The organism is Methylotuvimicrobium alcaliphilum 20Z (assembly GCF_000968535.2).
Classification (GTDB): domain Bacteria; phylum Pseudomonadota; class Gammaproteobacteria; order Methylococcales; family Methylomonadaceae; genus Methylotuvimicrobium; species Methylotuvimicrobium alcaliphilum.
Genome location: NC_016112.1, coordinates 2884629 through 2897352, shown reverse-complemented (window position 1 = coordinate 2897352; position 12724 = coordinate 2884629). Strand labels below are relative to the sequence as shown.

At 51.8% G+C, this 12724-nt stretch carries 5 protein-coding genes; all 5 read left to right on the top strand.

Annotation, left to right across the window (positions count from 1 at the left end; genetic code table 11):
- The first annotated feature begins 703 nt into the window (after positions 1-703).
- The 5 genes from MEALZ_RS12325 (at position 704) to MEALZ_RS12305 (ending at position 12656) form a co-directional block, all read left to right on the top strand.
- Complete coding sequence (locus MEALZ_RS12325; protein ID WP_014148971.1) at positions 704-1363, top strand: polysaccharide deacetylase family protein; 660 nt, start codon at positions 704-706, stop codon at positions 1361-1363.
- Positions 1364-2531: 1168 nt separating this feature from the next.
- Positions 2532-2933 carry a hypothetical protein gene (locus MEALZ_RS12315; protein ID WP_014148970.1) on the top strand — a complete coding sequence of 134 codons (402 nt, stop codon included), beginning with the start codon at positions 2532-2534 and terminating at the stop codon, positions 2931-2933.
- Positions 2934-3287: 354 nt separating this feature from the next.
- A complete protein-coding gene (locus MEALZ_RS21980; protein ID WP_014148969.1) occupies positions 3288-3431 on the top strand; it encodes a DUF3096 domain-containing protein in 144 nt (47 codons plus the stop codon).
- Positions 3432-3500: 69 nt separating this feature from the next.
- A complete protein-coding gene (locus MEALZ_RS21205) occupies positions 3501-3659 on the top strand; it encodes a DUF3309 family protein (protein WP_017838813.1) in 159 nt (52 codons plus the stop codon).
- A gap of 270 nt (positions 3660-3929) precedes the next feature.
- Positions 3930-12656 carry a GH36-type glycosyl hydrolase domain-containing protein gene (locus MEALZ_RS12305; protein ID WP_014148968.1) on the top strand — a complete coding sequence of 2909 codons (8727 nt, stop codon included), beginning with the start codon at positions 3930-3932 and terminating at the stop codon, positions 12654-12656.
- Positions 12657-12724 lie beyond the last annotated feature (68 nt).

Genomic DNA, 12724 nt, shown 5'->3' with positions numbered 1-12724 from the left:
GCGTGCCTGTCTTGGTCTTAGATGGATACATGATTAACGTAAGGCATCTACATAAGACTTGGATCGTTAGATCCGGTTGGGGATGCAAGAAACGGTTCGCTTTTTATATCTGCTCTGAGAGATATAGTGAAGTATCGGATGCTTATTGGTCTGTACGCTATCGTACATACTGGCGAAAGTTTTCCGATATATACCTATCGTAGATCAAAATTCGGCGCCGGGGTCGTCAAAGTATGCCGTGAATGTATCTATGTAGGATCTATGCTGGCAAAGCCTTTGTTGGACGCCCCGGCGCTTCCTCAGACACTACCGAAGAAATTTGAAGTGCGAAAGGTATAATATCCACCCGCTAATTTAACTATTTTTCCGGGCGAATTCGTTTTCTGAGATTGATATTTGCTGATCGGAAAAGGTTGGGCATATGAACGACTGCCTAGGCGAGGTGACTATTGAATTGAACCTAAAAAATCAGTTGAGCATTCTAAATCCCGTTCGCCCTGAGCCTAGCCGAAGGGCTCAGAACGAACGGATTTCACGTGTTCGCCTGATTTTTTCTAGATTGAAAGGTAATTAAAAAATCAACGTAATCAAGAAGTCTATTATTTGGTTAGTCCTAGTGGTCTCGGGTCTATTATTTGGCTGTGTGACAGGATGGGACGAGAGCTATCTGCGAGGATACACACCAACGAGAAGTGTCGAGTTTATGCTCAGCTTTGATGATGGGCCGCTGCCCGAAACAACCGAGCGCGTGTTGGATAGTTTGGCAAAACTTAAGGCTTCTGACGGGGCACCGGTAAAAGCCGGTTTTTTCTTGCTGGCCGATGCGCCCGATGATTTTTGGCGAAGGCGGCTTTATTACGCACCCTACGAACTCTGGACTCAAAAGGGCAGTATCGCAAGATATCCGGAAATTACCCGGAGAATCAAACAGGAAGGACATATTATCGGTAATCATACGACTCATCATCCATGGTTTCGATGGCCTTGGCTGGATACGAAGAAGGCTGTGCTCGCCGAATTTACCGAGTGGGAGGCTATTCATGAAAGGGTATTAGGTAAATCGGACTTGCGTTTATTTCGATCGCCCTATTTGATTCTCAATAACCATGTGCGTGAAACGGCTGATCGATTAGGCTATCAGATCGTCATGGGGGAATTGGTAGGCGATTCTAATCCGGGGGCAACGGTTGCCATGATTCAACAAAAGACGCAGTCTATTTTGGCGGCATGGAGCAAGCCGCATCCCTGTCTACTGATATTCCATGACAATCGTCCCGCCACCTACCGACATCTCGATGAAATTGTCGCCAATCTTCAGCAACAAGGTTTTCGGCTGGTGCATTTTGATCCCAAACGATTGTAATGCAACCGCAAACGCTCATTTGCCGTGAATGGTGCAAATTATTTGCCGATGTTACGCGCCGCTACTGCATGTAGAGCAAACCCCGAAACTCTTACCGCTACATTCGGTGGGAAAAGTGATGATTCTTCGTAACATCAGTTATACCCATCGTAGATCAAAATTCGGCACCGGGGTGCCCGTCAAAGGACGCCGTGAATACGTCCCTGTAGGCTCTAGCCAGCTCCATGCCGGCAAAGCTTTTGCCGAGCACCCCGGCGCCTCCTCAGGCACTGCCGAAATTTGAAATGCGAAAGGTATATTACTTTGAAAGTGCGCAGTTTTGGATTGCTTAGGAATACGCACAAAATAACCTATACAAGTAGTAGGCTTTGTGGCGGTTTGGTGACTCGCTTGACAGGACGCCGTGAATACGTCCGTGTAGGCTTGACGGCGGCTATCCCTGCCGCCGACACCTGTCAATCGAGCCACCAAATCCCCTTCCAACCGTTGTCTAAGTTATTTCATGCTCGTTCCTTATTTAATTTTTCAATATGCAAAACTCTGCTGTAAAAATACCGCACCCTGACCATACCCTCACTGCCATTAAGTTAAGCCGTTCGTGGTGAGCCTGTCGAACCATGGACGGCTTAACTTATCGCCCCAGGATTTTTCCATTCACCCTTCGACAGGCTCAGGGCGAACGGAAAAATCCTTAACTTAATGGCAGTGGACCATACCCTGGGTACTTTCATTATCCGGGGTGATGACAGCCTCTTCATGATCGTTTGGTTGAATATCGAGTGTTCGCTACCGTACAGACTTGTGCTGATGATGGTGTTAGATTTTGTATCAACGACCGTGAGCGTTTCGACTCATCGTAATGACAAACGGAATCCTAATTAGCAAGTTTCTTCAGCTAAAGCCCAAAAACCAGCATATCCCTAGCAGGACGGGGTTTGCAATCCCGTCCTAAACGTTTTGACTTTGGCCGAAGTTAGCCGAAATATTTAGGGCAAACCGAAACGTTGGGGACGGGTTAAATAACCCGTCCCGCAGAAGTGGCTACGACTGGCCACTGCTCGGACAATTGGCTTCAGCAAGCTGAAGCATCTTGCTAATCAGGAACGGAATTGAATTCGCATGGTGTAATTTAGCTGAATTTTAGTACGCCATAACCGTTGGAGGTTATATGAAAAATATCATGTTAAGAGCCAAAGTTAGCCGGTTGCTATTACTCTTGGGTATTGCCATCGTGGTTTTGTCCGGCTGTTCTCAAACCCTTGTCAAGGATGACACGCGAATGGACGAAGCAGGCACCATTCATTGCTCCGGTAGTGAAGGTGCCGATGACTCCTCCATCGCCGTCATACCGATTCCTGTACTGGCATTTTTTATGCCCCACGCCGACCTCAATGAGATTAATGCCGATGATTATCTCAGTCGGTGCGGCGACTCCGATAAATTGATTAACCGCAAAGTGATCGTCGGTCGAGGCGCATGTTTCCCAACAGCGCTGACAAGAATCATTAGTCTGGGAATCTGGCAATGGTGTCCGGCAAGCGTTTCTTGGGAAGCTGACGTGCGGCCTTGAGATTTTTCGGGTCACGGCTGACAAGGAAAACACTGAATGGCTCAACGTAACCAGATATTCAAGTTTTGAAAGTATACCTTTCGTACTTCAAAATTCGGCGGGAGACTAAGGAGGCACCGGGGTGCTCGACAAAGGCTTTGCCAGCATGGAGCCTACATGGACGTATTCACGGCGTCCTTTGACGGGCACCCCAGCGCCGAATTTTAATCTGCGATGAGTATAGGCTAGCAGTGTATCAGGTTCGGCGGTGAATTAAGGATGTCATGTTTTAAGAAGCTATGTGTTCGATACCGAACAGACTAAGTTCATTATTACCGTTAGTTTGTAATATCTCTTAACTCGACAAGGATCGAAATGACTATTGCAATCGAACCTATGTTGGCACTTGTGATAGGGATATTAATTTTGGTGGTGCCTAGATTTTTAAATTACTTCGTGGCTGTTTATTTGATCGTTCGAGGCGTCTTGGGGCTAATGCAACATAATAATCTGTTGTAGTAGGTGATTGGGTTCCTAGACCTAAATGAATTTTCAAGCTTATGCTTTTTATCCAACAGGAGCGCTACTATGTCAATTGGCACAATTGTACTGATTATTCTTATTCTGATGCTGGTCGGCATCATTCCAGTCTGGCCGCATAGCCGAGGATGGGGATACGGACCGAGCGGCGGGCTAGGGACGATTTTGATTATCATATTGATTCTAGTTTTAATGGGCATCATCTAGCCTGTAATACCCCGCTTGCTCGTTATGGATCTTCATGCGCCGTAACTCTATGCGGGGTGTCACATTCGTGCTTCAGTGTAAGGCACTCTTCGATTTAGGTAATCGTCATTTCCCCCCGGGATACCCATAGGACACAAGAGCCGATATCCCAGTGCCATAGACGTTTAGCTTTATATCCGGAGACCGGACTCCTGATGCGCGTTCTTGTGCATTGCCTTTCGGGCTAATGCAAACCAGCTATGCCGATTATATAGACAGGAGAGTCAAATCATGGCCAAACGGCGAGAACAAAGACGATATGTTAGAGTCGATCATCCGGTTAGCGATGAATCGCCTATTCGGTTCGAGTTATTCAGTCGCGAACGGCTCGAACAGCATGCGATCACTTTGGCGCAAGCGCAAAAAAAAATCAGTCGCCACAAGAAGGGGCAAAAACTGATTCCTCGGGTGCGCGATAATTCTCTTGTGCTGCTTAATGCTTATAAAGCAGTCGCCAAGGCAGTTCGTGACAAGCACGCCATTACGCCGGCTGCCGAATGGCTTCTGGATAATTTTCATGTCATTGAAGAGCAAGTCGGTGACATTCTCGTTGACTTGCCTGAAAGCTATTACCGGGAACTGCCTAAGTTAGACGAAGGCGTGCTCGAAGGCTTTCCTCGTGTTTACGGTATTGCCTGGGCATTGGTTGCGCATTTGGATAGCCGCTTCGACCCGGAGTTACTAAAAGTCTTTGTGCGCGCCTATCAAAGTGTCGATCCTCTCACGCTCGGCGAACTCTGGGCGATTCCGATTACATTGCGGGTCTTGCTGGTCGAAAATCTTCGGCGACTCGCGATCCGTATCTTGCATTCCCAAACCGGTCGCAAGATGGCCGACGAGTTCGTCGATAAATGCGAACAAATTATCGCCCAAAGCGATAAGCCGGACGCCCCATTACCGGTGCCGGTATTACCCGCCGAGCCCTTGATTCAAGCATACGCCGTCCAAATCTTGCAACGCTCGCACGACCCGCATCTGGGCGCAGTGGTTTCCCTTGATTTTCTTAATGAATGGCTAAACCGGCAAGGTGTAGGACTCGATGAAATCGTGAGCCGGGAGCACGCCGATCAGATCGCCGATAACTGGACGGTGCGGAATATCATTATCAGCATGCGCGCCATCTCTGCATTTGAGTGGCCTCAATTCGTCGAGGATGTGAGTCTCGTGGACGAGTGCCTGCGTGTTCATGAAAGCTATTGTTCTTTCGATTTTTTGACGCGCGATCGTTACCGGCACGCGATCGAGGACCTCGCCAAGCGCTCGCCGTATTCAGAGTTGGAGATCGCTCGCAAGGTGATAGATAAAGTTCGATGCGGAAGCGAACTTGCCATTGCCGACAAACGACAACAAGAACCGGGTTATCACTTGATCGGTACTGGCCGTTACGCATTCGAAAAGGAGGTTAAGTTTCGACCTTCGTTCAAAAAAAAGTTCTTGCGTGCCTATATCGCCCATGCCGGGCTCGCATATATGGGTAGTTTGGTTCTGTTGACACTTTTGTTGCTCGCGCTGCCGTTGAGCTTGAGCTTCGCCGCTGGTATCAGCGGATTACCGCTATTCCTGCTCGCGCTGTTCGGATTGTTCCCGGCATCGGATATAGCTGTCGGCCTAGTAAACCATTTCATCAGTGCGAATCTTCCGCCGCAGCACCTGCCAAGGATCGATCTAAAAGACGGCGTGCCTCAGGCATTGAGCACATTCGTCGTCGTGCCGACGATGTTCGTCAACGAGGCCGGGGTCAAGGAGCAGATCAACCAGCTTGAAGTACGCTATCTGTCCAACTCGGATGGTGCGGTGCGCTTCGCGCTGTTGTCCGATTGGTCGGATGCCGATCGGGAAGTCATGCCGGACGATGCACCGTTGCTGGATATAGCCACTGCCGGTGTAGCCGCACTCAATGCCAAGTATGGAGACCAACGCTTCTATGTTTTTCACCGAAAACGCTTGTGGAATCCAAGCGAAGGCAAGTGGATGGGATGGGAGCGCAAACGAGGTAAACTACACGAATTTAATCGGCTGTTACGCGGCGCTGCCGATACGTCATTTCTTCCAGTCGATGGTAAGCCAGTCGTGGCGCCGCCCGGCATTTGCTATGTCATTACTCTTGATGCCGATACCAAGATGCCGATGGGTGCCGTAACGCAACTGGTGGGTGTCGCCGCTCACCCGCTCAATCAGCCGGTATTCGATCCCGACACCCAATGTGTCGTAGACGGCTATGGGATTCTGCAACCTCGCGTGACACCGACCTTGCCGCATCGGCGGGAGCACTCGATGTTTCACCAGATTTTTGCCGGGGCTTCCGGAATTGACGCCTATTCCAGTTCGGTATCCGAGCTTTATCAGGATTTGTTTAGGCTCGGTACTTACAGCGGTAAAGGCTTGTATCATGTGGACTCGTTCGAGGCCGCGTTGGCCGGACGTGTACCGGACAACACTCAGCTCAGCCATGATTTGTTCGAGAGTGTTTATGTGCGTTGCGCGTTGGTGAGCGATATCGAGCTTTTCGAAGAATTTCCTTCCCACACCGAAGTTGCGGCTTCACGTGAGCACCGTTGGGTTCGGGGCGATTGGCAACTGTTACCTTGGATTTTCGGACGTCGCGGCAAGGATATGCCGATGATCGGGCGTTGGAAAATGCTGGATAATTTGCGTCGCTCCCTATTGGCTCCGGCAGCTTTATCCTCCCTGGTCGCAATCTGGGCCATCCCGAATGCACCGGTATTAGTGCTGACCGGTTTCGTACTAACGGCATTAGCCTTTCCTGCGATCTTGGCGATCATCGGCGGGTTTACATTACCTCGTCGTGGCATCGCGTTGAGCACCCATCTGCGTGCGGTGGGAGAAAATACGTTATGGGCAATTGGCAACAGCTTCGTGGCGTTGACCTTACTCGCAGAACGCGCTTGGCTGATGACGGATGCTATTGTCACCACTTTGGTACGCTTGTTCGTTACTCGGCGGCAATTGTTGAAATGGGTTACCGCCCTGCAGGCAAAGGCGCAGTCGGATCATGCGCTGAAGAATCTTATTCGACCCATGGGGCGATCCTCCATAGTCGTTATTGGCGCGGGCACAATAGTTTTGCTATTAAATCCGATTGGAATCTATGTTGCTTCGCCGTTTTTAATATTATGGATATTGTCACCGATCATCGCTCGATGGTTGAGTCTTCCGCCGAAGCTTGATCTGGCCGAGTCCTTACCGGCCGAGGATATTGTGCGCTTGCGCTTGATCGGCAGGCGTATCTGGCGCTTTTTCACGACCTTCGTGACCGAGGGGGAGCATTATCTGCCGCCGGATAATTTTCAGGAAGACCCGCAACCCGTCATCGCTCATCGTAGTTCGCCTACTAATTTCGGACTCTATTTGTTGTCCGTCGTATCCGCCCGTGATTTCGGTTGGATCGGGTTGATCGACACCGTAGAGCGACTCGAAGCCACGCTGAAAACGCTCGATGTACTGCCGCGTTTACACGGTCATTTTTACAATTGGTACGATACCCGCGACTTGCAAATGCTGGAACCACGTTATGTGTCAACCGTTGACAGCGGTAACTTAGCGGGTCATTTGCTGGTATTGGCGCAGTTCTGCCGGGAAACGCTGAATCGACCGCTCGCGTTTTGCTCTGCATTGGAAGGCCTTAAGGATACTCATCGGTTGTTGATGGACGCGCTCGCTAAAATTAGCGATGACCGGCGAACACTCATCGTTCCGTTGAAAGAACTGCGGCAAAATGTCGTCATGCTCGGGGAGCTTTTGGCCAAGAGTCCTGTTGATCCGGACGAATGGAGCCGTCAGTGGCGACAGCTGACCGACGGCGCCGACACACTGCAGGATCTGGCTCATGCCTATGTCGCCGAGTGTGGCGATGAGGATGACAGCGAAGTACTCGTATGGGCTACGTTGATGCGGAATGACATTCGTTCGCATGCGAACGATGTGGAGTGTTTGGTTCCTTGGATTCATTTTGCGGTCCGTAACGAGACCGGTATGGAACCCGCGATGACTCGTCTGTTTCAAACTCATCTAACCTTTGAGTCTCCGCTGAGTGACTATTCCGGCTGTTATCGTCAGTGCCTGGCTGACCTCGAAGCATTGTCCGAACAGTCTGTTGCAACTGTGGATCGTAATGCTTTGGCGATGCAATTACGGAGCGCCGGAGCCCACGTTGAATCAGTCACCGAGCGACTGGAAAACATGGCCGCACGGTTTGAAACACTGTTCCGCGAAATGGATTTTAGTTTTCTTTACGACAAAGGCTGTCATCTTTTCGCGCTCGGTTACCGCGTTTCGGAAGGTGCTTTTGATTCCAGTTATTATGATTTGCTGGCGTCCGAAGCACGTCTCGCAAGTTTCATTGCGATCGCCAAGCGCGATGTGCCGCGATCTCACTGGTTCCACCTGGGCCGTAGGGTGACACGCGCCGCACATGGCACTGTGTTGCTATCATGGTCGGGTTCGATGTTTGAATACTTGATGCCTTCCCTGGTGACTTTCACTCCACGATACAGTCTGCTCGATCAGACCTGCCGCCTGGTTGTTAAGCGGCAGATCGAGTATGGCAATGAACGGAATGTGCCGTGGGGCGTTTCGGAGTCGGCTTTTAATGGTCGCGATCTTCATTTTACCTATCAGTATTCGGCTTTTGGCGTGCCTGGCCTGGGAATGAAGCGGGGTCTCAGCGAAGAATTGGTGATTGCTCCCTACGCCACGGCTTTGGCGGCGATGTATTTACCGCATGCCGCCGTGGAAAACTTTGCACGCTTGGAAAAAAAAGGCGCATTGGGCCTGTTCGGTTTTTACGAAGCGCTCGATTTCACGCCGATCCGGTTGGCGGAAGGTCAAAATGTTGCGATGGTACGCTGCTACATGGCGCACCATCAAGGTATGTTCTTAGTGGCTATTGCCAATGTTCTACATGACGGGGAAATGCGCCATCGTTTTCATCGTGCGCCGCTGATACAATCCGCCGACTTATTGTTGCAAGAACGGATCCCGCACGGTGCGGATACCAAGATCACGCCGTTGTTGCAGGCTCTTGCCGAAGAAAAAGAACCCGCGCAGCCACCGGTTCGCCTTGTTCCATCGCCTACGTCTTCCGTACCTTCAGCGCACCTCTTGTCCAACGGCCGTTACGCGGTCATGATCACTGCGGCCGGATCAGGCTACAGCGTTTGGCGGAACCTGGCTGTGACGCGTTGGCGCGAAGACGTAACAAAGGATGCTTGGGGAAGCTATCTCTATCTGCGCGATGTTGCAAGCGGTCAGGTTTGGTCGGCCGGCTATCAACCGACGTCGGCGGTTCCCGACCATTACGATGTCGTCTTCGCTGAAGACCGTGCCCGCATCACGCGAACGGACGGCAGCATTGTCACTACTCTGGAGATCATTGTATCACCGGAGGACGATGCCGAAATCCGACGCTTGACTTTGACCAATGACGGTCCGCAGGCACGTGAAATCGATATTACTTCCTATGCGGAGGTAGTGCTTGCTCCGATGCCTTCGGATATTGCGCATCCGGTATTTTCCAATCTGTTTGTCCGGACCGAATACTTTCCTAAGGTACAAGGACTGGTCGCGCATCGGCGCCGACGGTCCGATGGCGATCCTGACATTTGGGCTGCCCATGTGCTGGCCGATGGGCGGCCCGGCGATGGACTTCAATATGAAACCGATCGGGCGCGTTTTGTCGGGCGCGGGCAAACGCTTCGGGATCCGGTTGCGGTGATGGATGACCGGCCGCTGACCAATACGGTTGGAGCCGTTCTCGATCCGATATTCAGTCTGCGCAAACGAATTCGTATAGAGTCGGGCGCGACCGAACATATCATTTTGACTACCTTAATGGCTGAATCACGCCAAGCAGTGGAGGATTTGGCGGACAAGTATCACAACATGGCTGTGTGGGATCGTGTATCCGCACTGGCGTGGACTCACGCTCATGTGCAATTGCATCATTTGCGTACCATGCCCGATGAGGCTCAGTTATTTCAGTTTCTGGCTAACCGTCTGATCTATGCCGATTCATCGCTGCGGTCGTCAGGAAGGTTGATGCGAATGAATAACATGAACGTTGCAGGATTATGGCGGCATGGCGTCTCGGGAGATAGGCCTATCCTATTGCTCCGGATAACAGCGCTTGAGGATCGCTCCCTCGTCGAACAATTGTTGCGAGCCCACGAGTACTGGCGCATGAAAGGTCTTACCGTGGACATCGTGATTCTGAACGAAAAGAAGGCATCTTATATCGATGATTTGCAGACCCTACTGGAAGGCATGGTGCGGGATAACTTGGCGCGTTCAGCTGAGCGTGAATATGGAAACCGTGGGGCGATATTCGTGCTACGGGGCGATCAGCTTTCGGCAGAAGAACAACGCCAATTACAGGTGGTCGCCCGCGCGGTTCTGGTTAGCAACCGAGGGACCTTGGCGGAACAATTGTTGAGAAGCACTCGGCCGGACGCCGCTTTTGTCGAACCGAGAGCATTGCCGGCTCCCGAAACCGATGCACCGACGCTAACGATACCCAAGCTTGAGTTTTTCAATGGCTTGGGCGGTTTTGCCGAAGATGGACGCGAATATGTGATCGTACTCGACAAGGGACAGTGGACACCGTCTCCCTGGGTCAATGTGATCGCCAACGCCGAATTCGGCTTTATCGTCTCGGAATTGGGCAGCGGTTGTACGTGGTGCGGTAACAGCCGGGAAAACCTATTGACGCCTTGGTCGAACGACCCGGTTAGCGATCCTCCCGGAGAAATCTTTTACCTTCGTGACGATGAGACGAATGAATTATGGAGCCCGACCGCATTGCCTATCAGGGTCGACAATGCAAGTTATGTCATACGCCACGGTCAGGGATATAGCTGCTTCGAGCATGCCTCGCACGGGATTCATAGCGAATTGTTACAATTCGTTAGTCCGGACGATCCGATCAAAATTTCTTCATTGAGGTTAACAAATAAATCCGGGCGAACCCGCCGGTTGACAGTCGCGGCCTATGTGGAATGGGTGCTTGGCGCTTCACGTTCCATGACTGCGCCTCATGTCATTACCGAACTGGATACTGAAACGGGCGCAGTGTTCGCATTCAATCACTGGGACGCCGAGTTCGGCCAACGGATAGCCTTCGCCGATTTTTCCGGGATACAGTCGTGTTGGACTGGTAATCGTGCTGAATTCATTGGCCGCAACGGTAGTCTTGACGCTCCGGCCGGCTTGTTGGTAACCCATACGCTGAAAAACCGAGTCGGCGCGGGAATGGATCCTTGCGCGGCGCTGCAGACGATGATCGAACTTGAACCCAACGGGAGTGCCGAGCTTGTATTCTTGTTGGGACAAGGAAATGATCGTGCCCATGCCGGCGATTTGGTCCGACGCTATCGGGAAACCAAGGTGGAAACTACATTTACTCGCGTCAAACAATCGTGGGAGCAAGTACTCGATAAGGTTCAAGTCAAAACGCCGGACCGCGAGCTCGATCTGCTGTTGAACGGTTGGCTGTTGTATCAATCCTTGAGTTGCCGCATGTGGGCTCGGGCCGGATTTTATCAGGTGGGCGGGGCATTCGGCTTTCGCGATCAATTGCAAGACAGTATGGCCTTTGTTGTCAGCAGACCCGATTTAACCCGCGCTCATTTGCTACGTGCCGCGGGTCGTCAGTTTATTGAAGGCGATGTACAGCATTGGTGGCATCCACCCTCAGGGCGTGGCGTTCGGACACGCTTTTCCGACGACCGTGTTTGGCTGCCTTATGCGGTGTCTCATTATATCAAGGTAAGCGGCGATGCCGATGTACTCGATGTGCAGGTGCCGTTTCTGGAGGGGCCTGTGCTGGGGCCGGAACAAGACGATCTTTATTACGAACCCACTGGGTCATCGCAACAAGCCAGTCTTTTCGAGCATTGTGCGCTTGCACTCGACCTGAGCCTGGAGACGGGCTCACACGGATTGCCATTGATGGGAAGCGGCGACTGGAACGACGGTATGAATCGGGTCGGCAACCAGGGTAAAGGGGAGAGCGTATGGATGGCGTGGTTCCTACTGGCAACGCTCCCCGAATTCGCGGCGTTGGCGGAAAGGCGGGGAGATCACGAGCGCGCCGTCCGCTGGCGCGACCATATCGATAAACTCAAGCTTGCGGTGGAAGCGGAAGGCTGGGACGGAGCATGGTATCGACGCGCTTTTTTCGACGACGGAACGCCGCTCGGATCTGCGGCTAATGCCGAATGCCGTATCGATTCAATCGCACAGAGCTGGGGCGTGATTTCAGGTTTCGCGGAGACCGAGCGAGCCCGGCGGGCGATGTGTTCGGTACGGGAATACTTGGTCCGTTACGGCGACGATTTGGTGTTGCTGTTTACCCCGCCCTTCGACAAGACCGAGCGGGACCCGGGGTATATCAAAAGCTATCCGCCGGGAATACGGGAGAACGGTGGGCAGTATACTCATGCGGCGATTTGGACCGTTATCGCCTATGCGATGCTTGGCGAAGGTGACCAAGCGGGGGAACTGCTAAGCATGCTGAATCCGATCAAGCGCACGACGACTCGAACCGGCGTTTATGCCTATAAAGTCGAACCCTATGTGTTGTCGGCGGATATCTATTCAGAGTCGCCCCATGTGCGACGCGGCGGTTGGACCTGGTACACGGGGGCTGCGGGGTGGTTTTATCGTGCCGGCATGGAATGGGTATTGGGCCTGCAAGTCCGGAACGATACATTGTGTTTCGATCCATGCATTCCCAGAAACTGGTCCGGTTACAGCATCGTTTATCGGCACGGAAATTCCCGCTACGAAATTGCCGTGGAAAATCCGGACGGCGTAACACGCGGGATTGCCGCGATAGAGTTGGACGGCGAACGCCAGTCAAGCGGCAATTCCATTATCTTGACGGATGACGGACAAGTTCATCGGGTGCGGGTCGTGTTGGGTAGCAGTGTGTTGGAATGAGTTAGGTATTGTTGTGCTCTTTCAATCTGTTGAAGTATGAAAGAGATATATTTTTTAACTTTATGGGA

Excerpts from the sequence above, each read along its gene's own strand:
- MEALZ_RS12305 (WP_014148968.1), top strand. The coding sequence starts at position 3,930 with ATGGCCAAACGGCGAGAACAAAGACGATATGTTAGAGTCGATCATCCG.
- MEALZ_RS21980 (WP_014148969.1), top strand. The coding sequence starts at position 3,288 with ATGACTATTGCAATCGAACCTATGTTGGCACTTGTGATAGGGATATTA.
- MEALZ_RS12315 (WP_014148970.1), top strand. The coding sequence starts at position 2,532 with ATGAAAAATATCATGTTAAGAGCCAAAGTTAGCCGGTTGCTATTACTC.
- MEALZ_RS12325 (WP_014148971.1), top strand. The coding sequence starts at position 704 with ATGCTCAGCTTTGATGATGGGCCGCTGCCCGAAACAACCGAGCGCGTG.
- MEALZ_RS21205 (WP_017838813.1), top strand. The coding sequence starts at position 3,501 with ATGTCAATTGGCACAATTGTACTGATTATTCTTATTCTGATGCTGGTC.